14 protein-coding genes are annotated in these 18,696 nt (G+C 36.8%); 6 read left to right on the top strand and 8 right to left on the bottom strand.

The window, feature by feature from the left end:
- Window positions 1-8: 8 nt before the first annotated feature.
- The 3 genes from HND50_11760 to HND50_11750 all read right to left on the bottom strand — a co-directional run bounded on the left by HND50_11760 (window position 9) and on the right by HND50_11750 (window position 2,681).
- The gene (locus HND50_11760) at window positions 9-791 is read right to left on the bottom strand and encodes a CbbQ/NirQ/NorQ/GpvN family protein (protein ID NOG45906.1); all 783 of its coding nucleotides are present in this window, start codon (window positions 789-791) and stop codon (window positions 9-11) included.
- Window positions 792-873: 82 nt separating this feature from the next.
- The gene (locus HND50_11755; protein NOG45905.1) at window positions 874-2,235 is read right to left on the bottom strand and encodes a nitric-oxide reductase large subunit; all 1,362 of its coding nucleotides are present in this window, start codon (window positions 2,233-2,235) and stop codon (window positions 874-876) included.
- A gap of 20 nt (window positions 2,236-2,255) precedes the next feature.
- The gene (locus tag HND50_11750; GenBank protein NOG45904.1) at window positions 2,256-2,681 is read right to left on the bottom strand and encodes a cytochrome c; all 426 of its coding nucleotides are present in this window, start codon (window positions 2,679-2,681) and stop codon (window positions 2,256-2,258) included.
- A gap of 713 nt (window positions 2,682-3,394) precedes the next feature.
- Here HND50_11750 and HND50_11745 point away from each other — a divergent pair.
- The 5 genes from HND50_11745 to HND50_11725 all read left to right on the top strand — a co-directional run bounded on the left by HND50_11745 (window position 3,395) and on the right by HND50_11725 (window position 10,548).
- The gene (locus HND50_11745) at window positions 3,395-4,930 is read left to right on the top strand and encodes an Rne/Rng family ribonuclease (GenBank protein ID NOG45903.1); all 1,536 of its coding nucleotides are present in this window, start codon (window positions 3,395-3,397) and stop codon (window positions 4,928-4,930) included.
- Between the two features lie 113 nt (window positions 4,931-5,043).
- Window positions 5,044-5,601 carry a 50S ribosomal protein L21 gene (gene rplU, locus HND50_11740; protein NOG45902.1) on the top strand — a complete coding sequence of 186 codons (558 nt, stop codon included), beginning with the start codon at window positions 5,044-5,046 and terminating at the stop codon, window positions 5,599-5,601.
- The gene (gene rpmA, locus HND50_11735; protein NOG45901.1) at window positions 5,602-5,859 is read left to right on the top strand and encodes a 50S ribosomal protein L27; all 258 of its coding nucleotides are present in this window, start codon (window positions 5,602-5,604) and stop codon (window positions 5,857-5,859) included.
- A 153-nt stretch (window positions 5,860-6,012) separates the two neighbouring features.
- Window positions 6,013-6,930 (top strand): hypothetical protein, encoded by a 918-nt coding sequence (locus HND50_11730; protein ID NOG45900.1) that lies wholly within the window; start codon window positions 6,013-6,015, stop codon window positions 6,928-6,930.
- Between the two features lie 69 nt (window positions 6,931-6,999).
- On the top strand, window positions 7,000-10,548 hold the full coding sequence (locus tag HND50_11725) for a hypothetical protein (protein ID NOG45899.1): 3,549 nt from the start codon (window positions 7,000-7,002) through the stop codon (window positions 10,546-10,548).
- A 365-nt stretch (window positions 10,549-10,913) separates the two neighbouring features.
- Here HND50_11725 and HND50_11720 read toward each other — a convergent pair whose 3' ends face one another.
- The 4 genes from HND50_11720 to HND50_11705 all read right to left on the bottom strand — a co-directional run bounded on the left by HND50_11720 (window position 10,914) and on the right by HND50_11705 (window position 16,959).
- A complete protein-coding gene (locus HND50_11720) occupies window positions 10,914-13,013 on the bottom strand; it encodes a VWA domain-containing protein (GenBank protein ID NOG45898.1) in 2,100 nt (699 codons plus the stop codon).
- A gap of 203 nt (window positions 13,014-13,216) precedes the next feature.
- Window positions 13,217-14,029: a hypothetical protein gene (locus HND50_11715; GenBank protein ID NOG45897.1), complete on the bottom strand. Its 813-nt coding sequence runs from the start codon at window positions 14,027-14,029 to the stop codon at window positions 13,217-13,219.
- A complete protein-coding gene (locus HND50_11710) occupies window positions 14,029-15,309 on the bottom strand; it encodes a T9SS type A sorting domain-containing protein (protein ID NOG45896.1) in 1,281 nt (426 codons plus the stop codon). Before HND50_11710 ends, HND50_11715 begins: the two co-directional genes overlap by 1 nt.
- Before the next feature lie 99 nt (window positions 15,310-15,408).
- Window positions 15,409-16,959, bottom strand: a complete 1,551-nt coding sequence (locus HND50_11705; protein ID NOG45895.1) for a serine/threonine protein kinase — start codon at window positions 16,957-16,959, stop codon at window positions 15,409-15,411.
- 98 nt (window positions 16,960-17,057) lie between these two features.
- Between HND50_11705 and HND50_11700 the strand changes: the two genes are divergently transcribed.
- Entirely contained in the window at window positions 17,058-17,414 is a 357-nt protein-coding gene (locus HND50_11700; protein NOG45894.1) for a cupin, read from the top strand.
- 409 nt (window positions 17,415-17,823) lie between these two features.
- Here the strand turns inward: HND50_11700 and HND50_11695 are convergent, their stop codons facing one another.
- Complete coding sequence (locus tag HND50_11695; GenBank protein NOG45893.1) at window positions 17,824-18,681, bottom strand: NAD-dependent deacetylase; 858 nt, start codon at window positions 18,679-18,681, stop codon at window positions 17,824-17,826.
- Between the last annotated feature and the right edge of the window lie 15 nt (window positions 18,682-18,696).

Below are 18,696 nucleotides of genomic sequence, written 5' to 3'. Positions count from 1 at the left end.
AATATTTCTTAAATCATTAGTCCGGATAGATCCTTTAAAGCTTCCAAAATATCAGGATCATCGGATAAAGGTTCAACGACAGCAACCTCTACAGAAAGACGTTTTGGTAGCCCGCTGTGAATTAATTTTGCAGCACCAACCAGCAGCCGTGTAGAAACGGTTTCGGTTAATCCAAGTTCTGTAAGGTTACGGATTTTATTGCCAATTTTAACCAGTTTTCCTGCGATGTCTGTTTCAATACCTGTTTCACCAACAAGGATTTCTTCTTCAAGTTTTGGGTCCGGATAATCGAAAGAAAGTGAAACAAAACGCTGGCGGGTTGATGGTTTAAGTTCTTTAAAACCTTTTTGGTATCCGGGATTAAATGAAGAAATAAACATAAAATCAGGATGTGCCTTCACCGTTTCCCCAATTTTATCAAGATATATTTCACGCCTATGGTCTGTCAACGGATGAATGGCCACAATTACATCGGGACGTGCTTCAGCAATTTCGTCCATGTACAACACTTCGCCGTTTTTAAGTGCTTTGGTCAAAGGCCCGTCAATCCAGGTCGTTTCTGCACCTTTAATAATAAAGCGTCCTAACAAATCTGTTGCAGAGGTTTCTTCATGACAAGCAATAGTAGTCAAAGGCTTGTTTAATTTGTAACTCATATATTCCACAAATCTTGATTTTCCGGTTCCTGTAGGGCCTTTTAATAAAAGAGGAAGCCTGTTATTGTAGGCATGTTCGAAAACTTCGCTTTCTTTACCAACGGTTTTATAAAATGGTTCTTTTTCTAAAGTCATTAAAATTCTCTTTACTGTAAATAAAAAAAGTTTCTTCCTGTTAAACCCGGAAGAAACTTTTTTATTCCATTATTCTTTAAGATTAGTTTGTCTGGAGTGCTTTAAATTCTTCACCTTCTGTCAAGGCTTCATCGTTTGGCATACCAAATTTGATAAAATTGACAATGTATAAAATAACGCCTGTCGTAAATAAAGAAGCGGCTAAAATTAATACAAAAAAGTGAGGTTGTATTTCAATCTGTGAAAGCATGAAATCCAAACCAATAATTCGTTCCAAATAAACCTGTGCAACTCCGGCTGCCGCAAATGCGGATGTCATAGCAACCATACCAATGTTTGATAGCCAAAATGCCAGATGACCGGTGTTGTTATTAAATATTTTTCTGCCTGTCATTAGTGGCATGGCATAACTGATAATTGCTAAAACGATTGAAGCATATGCACCCCAGAAAGCAAGGTGGCCATGCATTGCAGTAACTAATGTTCCATGTGTATAAAGATTAACTGCAGGCAAAGTGTGGGCTAATCCTAATAAACCCGCTCCGATAAATGCTACGATAGCTGTACTTAAAGTCCAGTAAATTGCCAATTTGTTAGGATGTTTTTTGTTTCCTTTGTTGTACATGCGTATGGCAAATAATGTCATTGCTAAAAAGGCCAATGGTTCTAAAGCTGAGAAAATACCACCAATAATTAACCAATATTTTGGTACACCAATAAAATAGTAATGGTGGCCGGTTCCTAAAATTCCGGAAAGGAAAGTCAGGCCAATAATAACGTAAAGCCATTTTTCAATAACTTCACGGTCAACGCCTGTAAGTTTAATTAGCAGATAAGCTAAAATACCGCCCATTACTAATTCCCAAACACCTTCTACCCAAAGGTGAACAACCCACCAGCGGAAAAACGAATCAACAGTATGGTTGTCGAACCACACCATTCCGGGGAGATACAGAAGGGCAACAAATATTAGTCCGGCTGTTAAAACCCAGGATGTAGTGCTGTGTTTTTTTCCTTTAAAAATGGTTAGGACTATGTTGATCAAGAAGACGATTGCGTTCAATGCCACAAGGTAATCCAAGGGACGCGGAATTTCTAAGAATTTCCTTCCTTCGAACCAGCCGATGTGAAATCCAACAACAGCAACAACACCAACAAAGGCAAAACTGTAGAATTGTACTAATGCAAGCGGAACTGAAAAAAGTTCTGTGTCTGATTCATCTGGAATAATAAAATATGCAGCTCCCATAAAACCGGAAAGGAGCCAAACAACTAAGAGGTTTTTATGGGTTGCAGTGGCCGCATTAAATGGGACAAAGTCATGCAAAACATCAAAACCCATATGGGCAAAACCCATAATAAATCCATATACAATCTGCAAAATAAAAAGTAACATACTTAATGCGAAAAAATAATAGGCAACTTTTTGTGATTTGAATTTCATAATTTTACCTTTTTTAAGTTTTAGTTCTTGTATTTTGGTTTTGGTGGAAAACCATTAAGATCAGTGTGGTTGACCCACTCAAAAAAGGCAACGAGAGCCTCTTTTTCCTCTTCTGTAAATTTGTATTCAACCATTCTTCTTCCATGGGGCTGCCACCCTCCGGGAAAATTAAAAGTAGCCTTAATATATTCCGGTCCGCGGCGTTCATACACTTTGGTTAGTTCTGGTGCATAATAAGCGCCTTCACCCATAATTGTGTGGCATCCCATACAATTGTTCGAGTCCCATAGCTCTCTGCCAAGTTTTACTTCTTCGGTAATCTTATCAGCATTGGTGTATTCTGGAACGCCATAAACAAGCGTATCAACAGTTAATCCAAAAAAGATAATTAGGAAAAAGAATGTGCCACCGAGAAAAAAAACTTTAGCTTGTTTCTTTGATAACATACTTCACCTCATGTTGGTTAATAACTAGTAATTGTAAAAGTTTTTGTTTGTGGATTTTAATTAAGACTGATTAGTCTTAATCTATAAAAGACAATATAGTCTTTTATTTTTCAAAAAACAATAATCAAATTGCTTCTTTTTCACAGGATAGTTTTCTGACTTAGAGAAGTTTGCTTAATCTTTACTTCTTAAGTAAGTTACGCGCTTTCTAAGATTTAAAATAAGTTATAAATAAAGAATATTAGCTATAGTACGATTTGAAGAAAAAAAAGGAGGATTTTAACACAAAACACATTTTTGAAAAGGACAAAGACTTAGTGAGCTAAGATTCTGTGGGAAAGCAGGAAAAAATTATTTGTTTGGATAGTATTTTATACATCCCCATATCACGTTTATTATTGCAGTATCAATCAGTGAGAATTGATTTCTCCGATAATTAAACATGATTAATACAATTTAAAATTTGTACCGGTTCTTACCGGCAAATAAACAACAGTTTAGAAAACGGCTAATAATAAAATCAGAACAGCTTTTATTAAAAGACAAGACTATAAGTACTATGACACTTGTAGTATTAATAAAAGTAAAAAACAAACATAATTTCAAAAAGCCGAAACTCCCCGTCTAAAAAGACACACACTGCAATTTCCCCATAAATAGGTTCATTTTGTCCTTTTTTAATTATATATATTAAATATAAAGGACATTTGCAGATGAGCAAAGATATTATAATAAACTCTACAAATGAAGAAACACGTATTGTTTTGCGTGAAGAGAGCAAAGTTGTTGAATTGTTTGTAGAAGCGCCGGAACACGAACGAATGGTTGGCGATATTTATAAGGGCAAAGTTAGCCGTGTACTTCCGGGTATGCAGGCAGCCTTTATTGATATTGGTCACCAGCAGAATGCATTTTTACATTTTTCAGATGTAGATTCCGGGTATCGCGACTTTTTTAAGAAAAATGATGACAAAGAGCAAAATCAAAAACGAAGACGCAGATATGATTTTAGCGTTGAAAGAGATTTAAAAAAAGGGCATGACATTCTTGTACAGATTGTTAAGGAACCTATTAGTACAAAAGGATGCCGTGTTACCAGCGAGATAACTGTGCCTGGGCGCTTTGTTGTCTTGATCCCTAACCATAAACATGTTGGGATTTCTCGTAAAATTTATAATCAGAAAGAACGGAAAAGATTAAAGGATATTGCACGTAGTATTATCCCAAATAATTTTGGGTTGATTATACGAACAGTCGCTGAAGGCAAATCAGACAAAGAATTAAAAAAAGATATGAACGATTTGCTTACAACCTGGCGTAAAATGGAGCAGTCCATTCAAACACAGGAATCGCCATCTTTAATTTACAAAGATATGTCAATGGCATCGAGCATTATAAGGGATTTGTTTACATCTGATGTAACACAGGTTACGGTAGACTCTCGTAAAATGCTTAAGGAAATTTCATCCTATGTAAAATATGTAGCGCCTCACCTGGTTCATAAGGTTGGCTACTATAAAGAAAAAGAGCCTATTTTTGATCATTTTGCAGTTGAGCCGGAAATTGACAAAATGATGGATTCAAAAGTTTGGATTAAGAATGGTGGATATGTAATTATCGAGCCAACTGAGGCATTAATATCCATTGATGTTAATAGTGGAAAGTTTATTGGCAAAAAAGATCATGAAAGTAATTCCCTTAAAATCAACCTGGAGGCAGCAAGAGAAATTGCAAGACAAGCACGCCTTCGTGATTTTGGTGGACTTATAATTATCGACTTTATTGATGTATTGGAAGCTGAAAACAAGAAAAAAATATTTCTTGAGCTGCGTAAAGAGTTTGCAAAAGACAGGGCCATAACAAAAATAGAGCCTATGAGCCGGTTTGGTTTAATCGAAATGACCAGACAACGCGTACGTCCGGAAGTTATTCTTTCTATGTACGAGCCATGCAAAAAATGTGTAGGATCAGGCTTAGTGCCAACAATTGCCACAACTGTATCCAGAATGGAACGTTGGATTCAACGATATCGCTCTACAAAAGGTGACCGCAGAATTTCACTTCGGGTCACTCCGGATGTTTATACATATTTGAATAAAGGGCATTATAATAAGCGATTGAGACTTATGTGGAAATACTGGATGAAGATTGCAGTTGTAAAAGATCAAAAGCTTGAAATAGGTGAGTTTGAGGTTTTTGATGCTAAAAATAAAAGACAAATCAAGCTGGATGAAAAAACGGCAGCATAAAGGTAAGATAAATCGAAAATATTCAGAAAATTTACTTGATAAGTTGTTATCATAGCTTTAAATTAAATGCTCGTTTTTTATAAACATAAATTTTTATTCAGGAGCAATACAGAATGTATGCGATAGTTGAAATAGCCGGAAAACAATTCCGTGTTGAAGAAAAAACCCGGTTACGCGTTCCGTTGCTGCAAACTGAGAGTGGCAAAAAAGTCGAGTTTGACAATGTTTTGGCATTTAATGATGCAAATGGAAAATTGACAATTGGCGCGCCAAAAGTAGATAAAGTTAAAGTATCTGCTACTGTTTTAGAGCATGGCCGCGAAAAGAAAATTGTAGTATTTAAAAAGAAACGTCGTAAAGGGTACCGTGTTAAAAATGGTCACCGCCAAGACTTTTCTCTTATTTTAGTAGACAAAATTGGTGCTGGTTCAGTTTCTAAACCAAAAGTTGCAGCAAAACCGAAAGCAGAAGCAAAACCAAAGGCGGAGGCTAAAGCAAAAGTAGAACCAAAACCTAAAGTTGCCCCAAAGGCAAAAGCTACTACAGCTAAAAAGGAAACAGCTGCTCCTAAAGCTAAAACAACTGTAAAACCTAAAACAACAACAAAACCAAAAGCGGCAGCAAAACCTAAGGCTCCCGCTAAGCCAAAAGCAGATAAAAAGGAGGCATAAATGGCCCATAAGAAAGGTGTTGGTAGTTCACGAAACGGCCGCGACAGTAATCCTAAAATGCTTGGTGTAAAAGCTTATGGCGGTCAAAATGTTACAGCAGGTTCAATTATTGTACGTCAACGTGGAACAAGAATCCATCCGGGAGAAAATGTTGGTAAAGGTGGCGATGATACACTTTTTGCAATGATCGACGGTGTTGTTCAGTTTGAACGAAAAGGTCGCTCAAAAAAACAAGTTAGCGTCTACACAAAAAACTAGACAACTTTTGACTCCCCCACTCAAAAGTTTAGGCCGTAGCTACAATAGTTATGGCCTTTTTTTTTATTAAGACCCCAAGAGGCATCCATTTTCTTCCCTTGAATATCTCATTGACTTCCACTACATTTTTAAACTTTTTATGAAAGGGTAATTGTGAAGTTAAAATTTTTTGTTTTCTCTCTCATTTTTTCAGTTTCTTTTTCACAAACATTTAACGAGCTTGGTCGTTTTGGTGGAGCCGGCATGGATGGTGGTCTTTTTAACAACCCACTTGCAATTAGTATTTCCAAAGAAAACATTGTTTATGTTGTGGATACCGGCAATAACCGTATTCAACTTTTTGACCTATCCGGACAGCATTTGAAAAGTATAGGTGGATTTGGTTTTAAAGATGATCAATTCGATGCTCCTCAAGATATTTGGGTTAATTCCGTTATAAATATTTATGTGTCAGATTACAACAATCGCCGTTTACAGCGCTACGACAGAAATATGAATTTTATAAACAGTATGGCGAGTAATGAAGGTGAGGACAGTGATTTTCAGTTTTTTGAAGTTGCAAGTTGTGCGGTAAGCTCTCAAAATGATTTGTTTGTTCTTGATCATGATGATTTTAAGATAATTAAATTTAAACGTGATGGAACAGCAGAGCACTCCTTTGGGAAATTTGATTCGGGAGAAGGTGAGCTGGACAGGCCATGGCAAATCGATCTTTGGGGAGCTGACAAACTTTTAGTTAGCGATAGCGGTGGCGCCGCAATACTTATTTTCGATCTTTTTGGAAACTTTATTCAAAAAATAGAATTTGATGAATTCAAGGAGCCGGCTGGGATTGAAATTGACAACCGCAATAATATCTATGTTGCTGATCCGGTTGCTGGTAAGGTTTTCTTTATTAGAAATGATTTAAGTTCAATTTCACAAATTAGTTTCCCAGCAGGATTTAAAGCACCGCAGGATGTTGCTTCGGTTTCAAGGGATAATAAAAATTTTCTGTATGTATTAGATAAAAATGAAATCATAATTGGTAGAATCGAAAACGAAAAATCTCCATCTGATAAAGAAAACTGATTTGGTAAAATTTCTGTTATATGCCCGAACTATCTTCCGGGAAACTGAAAACTTATTTTTGGAAACACATTGACTTTTAAGCAAAAATATAATCTCCCATTCTTCTATATTTTTCTGTTTATTATTTGCCAAACATTGCCAGCTCAGGAAACAATTAAAAGCCGTTGGCAAATTGATTCCTTAATAATTGTTAAATCAGATAAATTTGAATACCAATTTCCTTCACGCCATCTTTTTATAAAACAATCACTGAGAATAAAAAAGAATAAGCTTTCTTTAAGTGAAATCAGTGATTATAAATTTTCATCTCCCAAAACAATCCGCTTTTATCCGGAACCCAAATTTGGAGATACGTTATTGATTAGTTATAGAAGATTGCCTTTTAACCTTAAAGAGAGTTATTCGCTTTTTAAAAAAGACACTTTGCAGATACAAGAGGATGACTCAACCAAACGAAAAAAAAGACAAGTCCGTATTTTACCGTCAACTTTTGAAAATCCTTTTGACGATTTTGGGAGTGGGTTGAGAAAAAGTGGTAGTATTATGCGCGGAGTAAATATTGGTACAAACCGAGATTTGACTTTAAACTCCGGTTTAAACCTTGAGTTGAGCGGTCAGCTTTCGGATGATATTGAAATTATTGCGGCGTTAACTGACGAATCGACACCAATACAACCCGAAGGAAATACTCAAACTCTTGATGAAGTAGACCAGGTTTTTATCCAGTTTAAATCCCCTTATGTTGATGGCACGGTTGGCGATCTGAATTTGAAATACAATAATACCCAGTTTGGTAATCTCTCCCGTAAATTGCAGGGTATAAGCCTGCTTGGCAAATACAAAAATCAATTTGCTGGCGCAACGGTTGCAACAACACGAGGTTTTTTTAACCGGGTAACTTTTATCGGCCAGGAAGGAAACCAGGGCCCGTATCAATTAACAGGAAAAGACGGAGAGAGGGAAATAATTGTCCTTGCAGGAACAGAACGTATTTGGATAAACGGCCAGCAAATGCTAAGGGGCGAAAGCAATGATTATATTATTGAATATGCAAATGGTCAAATCACTTTTACGAATAACCGGCTGGTAACAAGCGAATCGCGGATAGAAATAGATTTTGAATATTTTCCTGCAATCCAGAAATATAGCAGAAGTGCGTTAAGCGGTATATTTGGCGGAAAATTGTTTGAGAATAAATTGAATTACAAGGTTAGCTATTACCAGGAAAAGGATAATATTGATCAGGCTGTTGGTGAAGAAGACGACCTGACCAAAGATGAAAAAAACATCCTTAAATTGGCAGGTGATGATTTTCAAAAAGCTTCAGTTGCGGGAGATGTATTTGTTGGTGATGGTAATGGCCATTATTCAAAAAAGGATACCATTGCAAATGCGGTAACGTTTTCAATTTTTGAGTACAAGGGTGCTTCGTTTGGAGATTATAATGTAACCTTTACCTATGTTGGAAGTGGTTTAGGTGATTATGTGAGGGACCGGTTAGGGCAGTACAGCTGGGTTGGGGAAAATAGTGCCGGAGTTAAGAAAGGTGATTATATGCCTATCAAATTAATTCCTTTACCTCAAACACATCAGTTAGCCGATTTTACTTTGGAATGGAAACCTGTCCAAAATATTTCTATTTCGTCAGAATATGCGATAAGCGATTTGGATAGAAATTCTTTTTCCAAACTGCAAAATGGGGATAATACGGGCAATGCAATTTCGATAGCTGCCAAAGCAAAAATGCTTAAACCCGATCTGTTTGATTTGAATATTGGTGAGATGGATTTTGTTTTCAACACCCGAATTATTGACAGAAATTTCCAATCGGTAGACCGTTTTAATAATCCGGATTTTCAACGATACTGGAATGTATTGCAGGAAACCTCAACAAATAATGAAGAAAAGAGTATCCAGTTTAGTACGGCCTACAGACCGTTTCCAGGCTTGGGGCTTGGTTTTAGTTTAGGGAACCTGGAGAAAGACAAACTGAAATCTGACAGGTATTCATCATCGTTAAATTTTGACCGCAAAAACTGGTTTAAAACAAATTGGCGATATGAGTCTGTCGCAAGTGAATTGTCTGAGCTTAATTTGAACAATCGTTGGCAGCGTGTTAATGGTATGGTTTTGAAAGATGTGTGGAAATTCCAGCCACAGTTTTTATATCAATTTGAAAAACGGCGTAGTGACCGGCTTTCTGTTTTGAGCGGTTTTCTTTTTGATGATTTTGGTGCCAGTCTTGGATTGATTAATTGGGAATATTTTAACGGTTTTGCCCAGGTTAACCAGAGAAATTACAAAGTTTACGATACTGAAAATGATGGCAGCCTTGTAAACCAATCTACAACAAATACAAACCGTATAAAGCTGGAGCTGAAAAATGTAAAAGAAACAACCGCCAGCCTGGAAATTGTTCAACGCAAAAAAAACTATAGTGCGCGATTTGAAGAAATTAAAAGTGATTCCGTAAAATTATTATATGCCGATGCTGCGGTTCAGGATACGGTTTGGCAGGACCGTAAAACCAATCTTGCTGAGCTGCGCATTTCCCATTCCCGTTGGAAGAAAGCTATCAGTGCCAATCTGCAATATCGAATTTCTACAGAGCAAACGGCCCTGCGGGAAAAGGTTTATATTAAAGTAAACCAAGGTCGAGGCAATTATCGTTTCGATGATGATTTACAGGAATATGTGCCTGATCCGGATGGAGATTTTGTACTATTTATTTTGCCCAGCGGAAAGTTTGAACCGGTAACAAAACTTGAATCCGCTTTGAGATTGAATTATGATCCATCCCGTTATTGGCGCAAACCAAAAGGTGCCTGGCAAACTTTGATTGGCAATATCAGCGGCAGCAGTTATTTTCGCCTGGAGGAGGAAACACAGGAAGAGGATTTAGCAGCTATTTATTTGTTGAACCTGACCAAATTTCAAAAAGGGCTAACCTTGCGTGGCAGCCTGGTTTATGATCAGGATATTTATTTAATGAAACGAAACCGGACGTTAAACTTCCGGCTTTTATACAGGTATCGTGATGATCTTTTTAACCAGTTTCTTGATGCGGATGAAAATGAAGACAGACTGACCATTGAGCGTGGTTTCCGCACCGATTGGAGAATCAGCTCGATTGTTAAAAGCCAAAGCGAGGTTCGCCAGAAATCGACAAAAAGAGACAGCAAAGCCAACATAACCCGTAACCGGGATATCGATGCGCTTTTTCTTTCACAAAAAATATCTTATCGTCCTTTTCAAAGTTGGGAATTTCGCTTTACAGCAGAATATGGACAGGAAGAAAATAAGGCAGCCAATTATCCGCTGGATCTCTGGTTTGCCATTGGCAAATCACAGGCAAATTATGTGCTTGCCGGCAAAGGGCGCATCACTGCCGATTTTGAATATCAGGTAGTAACTCCGACATCAAATCCTTTAAACCAGGTTGTTCCGTACGAAATGGCTCGTGGCAAGAAAGAGGGCATCAGCAAAAAATGGCAGCTGAGGGCGGAATATACGGTTTCTAAAAATATTCTTTTTACTTTCCTTTACAGTGGACGGGATGAAGCCGGTTTTGATGAAATTATCCAGACGGGCCAAGCTGAGGTGAGGGCTTTCTTTTAAAACCAGTTGATTTAAGAACATCGTTCAAAGAATTTTAACTGTATAAGCACAACCTTTTTTACGTATTTAAAAGCAGACATATCGTAAAATAAGGAAGAAGAAAAAACGCTTCAATCAGCACCAAACTTATATTCAATGAGGGGGTAAACTCTCTAATAAAAAAGTTTGGCACGATTGAAGCGTGAGCCCGTTATCGGGTTGCCCTTGCGGGCTGTTTTGGACCAACATATTTTGAAAGAACATTTTTTTAGAAAAACCGCGGACCGACCCATCCGCGGTGCTTCCCATCTGCCCCAGCTAAGGGGTTTTATTCAAAGTGACCTTCGAGGTTACCGCTTACAACCTCGAAGGTCTTTATTATGTCATTATTTCAACAGAGTCATTTTTCCACCTGACAAACCATTGCCAAAATCCACGATAAAGTAGTAGTTTCCCGTGGGTGCTGCCAAACCGTTTGACAATGTTCCATCCCAGTGTGCTTCATAAATTCCTGTTCCATTGATATTAAGCAAAATTGTTTTAACCAGCTGCCCAAGTGCGTTGTAAATCCTGATACTAATTGTTTGATGTATTTCGGCATTAACTTTAATTCGAATTTGGGTTGTCGGGTTAAACGGGTTTGGATAATTGCCCAATACTTCAAATGTTTTTGGAATATTTCCATTTTTTTCAGAAGCCAATTCTTCAAGTCCGGTTGAAGGGTCGCCAACAGGATCGCCTTCGCTAAAACTTGTAAATGGACTAAGTACACCATATTCCATACTCAATAAAATCACATCTTCCTTTATAGCTAATGCCTGCGAGCTGCCCTCAGTCAGACTATAATACTGGACAAGTAGATGTTCAATTTTGGTCTTTGCCCAAATCTTGGTAAGAAATTGATTTTTGTGAATAATCGAATCGGTCAAACTCATGTCATATTGATATGCCACTTTTTTTCCAAACGTTTCGCCCGATAAGGTGACAGCAATTGTCTGTGCTTCTTTATAGCGTCCGTTTATCAGAAGCTGCTGACCTTTATACAAGTTTGGTAATTCGCGTGGATAAGTTTCAGAAACTATAGCGGGCTCAAATGTCAATTCTGTATTTAACAGCACCGGATTGCGGATGGTCAGATAAAAATTTGTTATCCGCTCTTCAAGTTCATCAGCACCTAAGAACTCAGCAAAGCCATTATTCTCAGCAGCAAGGCGAGTAAGAAGCTGCTTATTTACATCCGCACCAATGCCAAAAGTAAAGATGGATACTTCTGTTTCATTTTGTGTTTGCAGATTTTTTACAATCTCCAAAATTCCATTAGTTGTGGTTGTTCCACTTGTAGCATTTCCATCTGTAAAAAAGATAATAATATTAGCTGTAGAATCATTTGCACTTGAAAATTGTGGGATTGCTTTTTCAAAAGAGCCGGAAATATTTGTTGATCCCGAGGCTTTAATTGTTCCAATATAATCCAGGGCTGCTGATTCGTTCTCCGGATTGTATGCAACATGTTGATCCCGAAAATTTGTAACCGATCCGCTAAAATCAACGATATTAAATTTATCGCCTTCATTTAAGTTTTCAACAATGAATGTGGCAGCATCACGTGCCTGAACTATTTTGTTACCACTCATAGAGCCGGACCGATCTACAATAAATGTAAAAACTTTGTCGATCGTTGTAGTATTATCGCTTGGGTCTGGTTCAACAATAAAAGTGAAAAAGCCATTACCATATTCATCAGGCACAGTGGAATCTGCCAAAAAAGTGCTCATGCTAAACAATCCAAGCTCATCAAGGCTTAAAGAGTATTCAACGTTATAGTCAAAATCTGCAACACTTTCAGCTTTTTTATATTCGATGTTTGCTGAGTGGCCATCATTAAAAAGAAGGTCAGGTGTCAGGTTTAGTAAGTTTACAAGGGTAATAGTCCGCTCAGATTTAAGGGTGAAATTCAGCTCCTGGTTATAAAGAAATCCATCCTGTAATGAAGAATAATCATTCGCATATGAAAAACTTACATTGCCAAATTCATAAGATAAGAGCTGAACATATTTCAAACGCATTGTTAAGATCGAATCTTTTTTTACCGGATAATCAAGGTTAAAATAAAGCGGGGTTTCGCCCATGTAATTTTTTAGACCATAATCAATTTCTCCTCCGCCTGATCCGGGCAAAGATGTATCTTGAGGAGTTGGGCTAAAATTTGCCTTGTACCATTGACTATCAATTTCATAAAGAAGTTCGATAGCACTGGCCCCTTCGGCAAGGGGAAAGCCAAATTTGATACGCTTTTCCTCGTCAAAATGATTTATAAATTCTTGTGTAGTTGTAACAACTGCAACCTGGTTTTCAACTGTAACCTCAACTTTGCTGCTAATAAGTTGGAGGTAGCTCCCGGTCTTGGAGTCTACAATTGCAACACCATTTGCAAAAACATTAGAAAAGATGATGGGAAGTAGGAAGAGAAGAGTAAAAACACGCATAATAGCTCCCGGTTAATGTACCTACTTAATTGGTGTTTTTAATATCAAATTGAATGCCAAGAATAAATAGTTGGGCAGAAGGTACTAAAATCAGGTACTCTTTTGGAAGATCCGATTTTGAATGTGGAAGTGGGTGTTATTTAAGTGCGAACATTGTTCGTGGTTAATGGCTTAATGTTCGTATTAAAGATTTTTTGCGGGAACTAAAACTGAAATGAAAAGCGGATTATTTTTGTATTATTAAATGGATCATATGCGGGAGCAATTGAAAATTTTTGATTGAATGAAGGACGGTCTATAAAAAAATAATCGTATTGAGTATAAAACCAAATTATTGCAAATGCTGACATTGCATAGTTTCTATAGCTGAACGCATTGTTATAAGAATTATATCTTTTTTCAATTTGGGAACGATCGGACTCATTTAGATATTTCTTTTCTAACCGGGCAGTTTCAAATGAATAATAAATGCCTGGGGCCAAAGTTACCAAAGCTGCGATATTTAATAATTTGCCTTTAAGCGGTTCATCTACATAATAGTGCCCCCATCCGGGCCAGATGATTGAGCGAAGCATACCATCCTTATAGTCCTGCAGATTCTGCTTTAGTAGAATGATGTCTGTCGTATCTTTTTTGGGGTTTTCAATATCTTTAATCTGGCTGCTTAAATATTTCAATTTTATGCTGTTAAAGAAGCTTACAATTTTAGGTGAATTTGTCGAAGAATCCAGGATAAACTGTGAGTTTTTGTCCAAAAGATCGATAAAAGATTTTTCAGCATTTATCAGTTTACCAATAGAATAAAATGCCGTTGCCTGCATGCGTAGTACTTCAGTTTGCTGTTGGATTGTAAGGCTATCCTGCTTGTCGAGAATCCTTTTTGAGTCAGTAATTACTTTTTCATATTCAAAGTTTTTAAATCTTAAACTGAGTTCATTTATTGAATCAGTAACAGATTGAGAAAACCCTGCATGACAAAGTATCATTAATATTAAAAGTGTTTTCAAATTCTTCATTACCTGATCAAAATCATTCGTTTAGTTTCAACTTGATTTGCTGTAGAAATCTGATAAAAATAGATGCCGCTGGAAACATTTGTTTTGCTCGAGTTTTTGCCATCCCAGTTAAATTTATAACTACCGGGTTTTAGCATTTTATTGGCAAGTGAAATAACAAAATTTCCTGCTACATCAAAAATATTTATCTTTACTTTAGATGGTGTATTTAGCTTAAAAGATATATTCGTTGATGGGTTAAACGGGTTTGGATAATTCCTGATATTTTCAAAATCGCTTATGAGTTGAGCTTTGTCAGTTTCTCCTATTGCTGTCACAGGCGAAAATGGAAGATCTGTTTTTTCAATGAACTCAACAATGTCATCATTCTCATTTTTACCGCCAAAAACATAAACAGATTCATTATAAAGTACAGCAGCGCATTCGGCGCGCTCAATATTTAGGGGGTTACTTCGCTCAACACTTCCTTCTAAATAATTATATATTTCTACACTATTCATTGCTTCAGGATTAATTTCATTAAACCCACCAACAAGGACAATTTGATCATAGTTTTCAATAGTAATTGCTACACCACCGGCCCTCTTTTCTTTGAGTGATGTTGGTTCTGATTTCCATTGTTTGTTATCAAGCCCAAAAGTACTCACTTCACGCAAAATGCCGTTGAAAACACCGCCAAATACATAGATTTGTCCATTAGCTACTGCAGACATTTGGACGCTTGGCAAATCATAACCATAAATGTCATTAATGTTAAAAGTATCAACTACCTCACCACTGGGAATATGAAACTGAACGCAATATGAAAGGGAATCAAATAGCTGAAAATCCGGAAAGCCGCCAAATATATAAAGATAATCTCCCGCAACAACAGAGGTTGAAAACTTTCTGTTAAAATTATAATCATATTTATGAATTACTTGTTTGCCCGAGGACTCCCTCTTTTCTATCGCATAGCTGCTATCGTTGGATGTGGTCGCGCCGCCAAAAATATATGTTTCTCCATTATATGCATGTGCGGCAAGTTCGTACCTGGGGACAATTAAAGAATCGTCCAGGATTTTCCATTTATTGGAATTGGGGTAGTAAGCCTGTATTAGTTTTGTACCTGTAAGCAAAGAATCGGAAAACCCGCCAAAAATATAGATTGTTGTATCATGCACAACAGCCTGCGCACCTTTTACAGGAACAGGCATTGATCCAATAATTTCCCATTCATTCGCTTTAACAGAGCTTAATAGAGGTAGAAGAATTAATAAAAAAAGTACAGTTTTTTTCATTTTCATGACGTGTTTAGTTAGCTGAATATATTTATCAATAATCTTATTTATCATTTACTTAGAAAATCATTAATAGTTGTATTCAATTTTAATGCCAGTTTATTTGTTTTCTTTTATAAGGTCAACAGAAATAAACAAAGTATCTTCTTTTTCCGCAAAAATTTCTGATGTATATGTTTTATATTTTGAATTTCTTACTTCAAGCGTGTGTTTCCCCGGCTCTAGAATAATCACATTTTTTAAAGGTGTTTGACCTTTAAAAACATTATCAATATAAATATTTCCCCAGGGAAAAACATTACATTTAAGAAAACCGGCAAAATTATTCAAGTTAACATTTAACTCTAAAACATTTTCTTCAGAAATCTTGATTGTTTCACTGTAAACCGGATAATCCGGATGCCGCAGTTGCAAAAAATATTGGCCGCTTTCAAGGCGGATTGCATTTTTTATTGGGGTTGTATCAACTTTTTGTGAATCTATAAATATATCTGCCCAGGGGCTGCACTTTAAATCCAGATATCCGAAAGTTGGGACAGGTGTTTCTTTTAGGACTTCTTTTATTCCAATTTCTTTTTCCGTATCCATTGCAACCAAATCACCTGGCTTATTTTCTTTTTCATTTTTTGGTGCTAGTATAATGGGCCTTGTCAACGTGTCTTGCAGGTAGATTTGTACACTATCTGTTTTTAAAGAGTCTCTTTCAGATTGGTTAACTTTTTCAACGATTGGTTTAGCAGTGAACAAGTTGTCTTTAAAAAAGAAAACAAAAGCAATAACCAGGAGAACAAAAATCAATGTAATTTTACCAGTTTTACGTGCTGGCTTTTTAAGCTCAGGTTCATTCGTTGGCAAATCAAAATAAGATAAAACCTCACGGGAGGTTTGAATTCTTTCATTTTTATTCTTTTTTAACAGACCCTCAATAAGCTTTAAAATTGAAGATGGAATATCTGTTTTTGAGGAGATTGGTTTCCAGCTGCATTTTTGAATGTTGTTTAACGTTTGCCCTGCATCATCTCCTAAAAATGGATTTTGGCCATAAAAAAGTTCAAAGATTATTATTCCAAAGGCGAATAAATCTGTGCGTTCATCCGTTGTAATCCCTTGAATTTGTTCCGGCGCCATATAAGCAGGTGTCCCTACAACTGATTCGGGAGCAGTCAGTTTTTCAGAGCCACTTATTTGCGCTAAACCAAAATCCGCAATCTTAACTAGTTTATTTTTATTGATAAGGATGTTTTCTGGTTTTAAATCGCGGTGAATTATTTTGTGAGAATGAGTTTCTACCAGGCCAATGCAAATTTGTTGGACGATTGACATTTTATCCTGAACAGACCAGCCATTATCGTTAAATGCTTCCCGAAGGTTTTGGCTTTCGAAATACTCAAAAGATATGTAAAAATAATCTCCGGCCTGGCCAAAATCGTAAACAGTAATAATATTGGGATGATCAATTTTTGCAAGCAGTTGAGCTTCACGTTTAAAACGCTTAAGGATGGCAGGATTGGCAATTAATTTGGTATTAAGGGTTTTTAAAATAATTTTTTTATGGAGATAAATATGGTTGGCCAGGTAAACAGCCATGCTGTCATCTTTTTTATAACAATCGATAATTTCAAATTTGCTAAAAAGCAGATCGTTGCTCATAGTTTCAGGATATTTTAAATTGTTATGTAATATGCATCCACAAGTTACAAAGATTAAAAGAATGGTAAAAGAAATTGAATCTAAATACAGGAGAAAGTATGCCTCAACACATAAAGAATGCAACTGTTATTGAAGCAGCCGGAAATAAGCCAAAATTGATAGAGGAATTTATCGGGCATGTAAATTCACAATCTTCAGATCTAAGCATTGCCAGAATGACAAGTCCGGCCGGCTGGGTAGAACCAGCACAAACGCCAGAATTTGATGAATATACTTTGGTGCTTGAAGGAGCAGTCCATATTAAATGTGCAGGAAAGGAATTTGTAATTAAAAAGAATGAAGCATTTATTTCTTATAAAGGTGAGAAAACCCAATATTCAACACCTGAAGGCGCACACTATATAGCGGTTTGCCTGCCAGCCTTTTCACCGGATTCTGTGCATAGGGATGAATAAAAAAACTGTCATGCCTGAATATTTGTATCGGGAATCTAAAACTGGCATTTTAATTTCTGCTTTTACTAAAAATGGTTGAATTAGGCTGCGGACTTTGAAGCTATTTAAATAAAAAAAGGTTGCAGTCTCTCGACCGCAACCTTGAAGGGGTGAATTTTCCGGGCATAAATGTCGCCATCATCCGGATGATATGACCAATGAAAAATCCTTTTTTCAATGACCCTTTGAAAATTCAGTTGTTGTATCAGGCGAAATACGAACAACTTTCCATAGATTCTTTTTTCGGCGTGGCAACTCTTATAATTAGAAGCAATTTTATTTGATAAGAGATTGGTCAATATATTTTCCAGGCAATCAAAAATCTTTGTATTACAAGTTACTCGACAGTCATTTTTCGGCTTCTTTTAAACTAATGCCCGTGCAATTTTTTATAAATTAAATCTATAGCCTCTTCACCGCCAAGTGGGATTGATATGCTTCCTTCAGGGGCTGAATGATCTCGTGGATTTATGCGGATAAGTGTAGCGGAAAATTGCTTGCCAAGTGATTCTGAGTGAAATCTGATGGTTGGTACAGCTTCTCCTGCACCAATTTCAATAATTACAGGCTTGAATCCGTTTTGCTGAATATCGCGTTTCCAATAGCGAAAATTTAAGTTTTGCTCTTTAGAGCGTTTGGAAATCCATAACCAGTCGCTAAACATTAAAATATTAGGTCGGGCTAAATCACTGCAATTTGGGCATTGCGGTAAGGGTTCTTGAGCTTCAAATTTTTCTTCGTCCACAAAAACCTGCTGATTATCTGCATTTATGATATCATCACAACAAGGTTTTACACATTGCAAATGATTGATTGAACCATGGATTTCATTGATAAGGTTCCCATCAAATCCGGCTTTTTGAAAATGACCATCAATGTTGGAAGTAATGACAAAATATCCACCTTTTTTTTGGATAGAGATATCTAGCAGTTGTCTAAATCCCAAATGAGGCGTGGTTTTACGGTAAAGATTTAAACGATGCCCGTAAAATGCCCAAGCTAGTTTAGGCTTTTGCTTAAACCAGTGAGGATTGGCCATTTCTGAAAATGAAAACCCCAGCTTAGCAATGGCTGGATAGGCGTTCCAAAATCCCTTATCGCCCCGGAAATCAGGCAAACCGGAATCGACGCCGATACCCGCACCTGCAGTAATAATAATGGCATCTGCGGATTGGATGGCTTCTGATGCGGCAGCGATTTTATTTTGCAGACCTTGGTTTTGTGGCATTTTGCTGCTTCATGG

The organism is Calditrichota bacterium (genome assembly GCA_013112635.1).
Lineage (GTDB): Bacteria > Calditrichota > Calditrichia > Calditrichales > J004 > JABFGF01.
This window is presented reverse-complemented; position numbering and strand designations above follow the sequence as displayed.

Excerpts from the sequence above, each read along its gene's own strand:
- HND50_11750 (NOG45904.1), bottom strand. The coding sequence starts at position 2,681 with ATGTTATCAAAGAAACAAGCTAAAGTTTTTTTTCTCGGTGGCACATTC.
- HND50_11715 (NOG45897.1), bottom strand. The coding sequence starts at position 14,029 with ATGAAGAATTTGAAAACACTTTTAATATTAATGATACTTTGTCATGCA.
- HND50_11720 (NOG45898.1), bottom strand. The coding sequence starts at position 13,013 with ATGCGTGTTTTTACTCTTCTCTTCCTACTTCCCATCATCTTTTCTAAT.
- HND50_11745 (NOG45903.1), top strand. The coding sequence starts at position 3,395 with ATGAGCAAAGATATTATAATAAACTCTACAAATGAAGAAACACGTATT.
- HND50_11695 (NOG45893.1), bottom strand. The coding sequence starts at position 18,681 with ATGCCACAAAACCAAGGTCTGCAAAATAAAATCGCTGCCGCATCAGAA.
- rpmA (NOG45901.1), top strand. The coding sequence starts at position 5,602 with ATGGCCCATAAGAAAGGTGTTGGTAGTTCACGAAACGGCCGCGACAGT.
- HND50_11755 (NOG45905.1), bottom strand. The coding sequence starts at position 2,235 with ATGAAATTCAAATCACAAAAAGTTGCCTATTATTTTTTCGCATTAAGT.
- rplU (NOG45902.1), top strand. The coding sequence starts at position 5,044 with ATGTATGCGATAGTTGAAATAGCCGGAAAACAATTCCGTGTTGAAGAA.
- HND50_11710 (NOG45896.1), bottom strand. The coding sequence starts at position 15,309 with ATGAAAAAAACTGTACTTTTTTTATTAATTCTTCTACCTCTATTAAGC.
- HND50_11700 (NOG45894.1), top strand. The coding sequence starts at position 17,058 with ATGCCTCAACACATAAAGAATGCAACTGTTATTGAAGCAGCCGGAAAT.
- HND50_11705 (NOG45895.1), bottom strand. The coding sequence starts at position 16,959 with ATGAGCAACGATCTGCTTTTTAGCAAATTTGAAATTATCGATTGTTAT.
- HND50_11760 (NOG45906.1), bottom strand. The coding sequence starts at position 791 with ATGACTTTAGAAAAAGAACCATTTTATAAAACCGTTGGTAAAGAAAGC.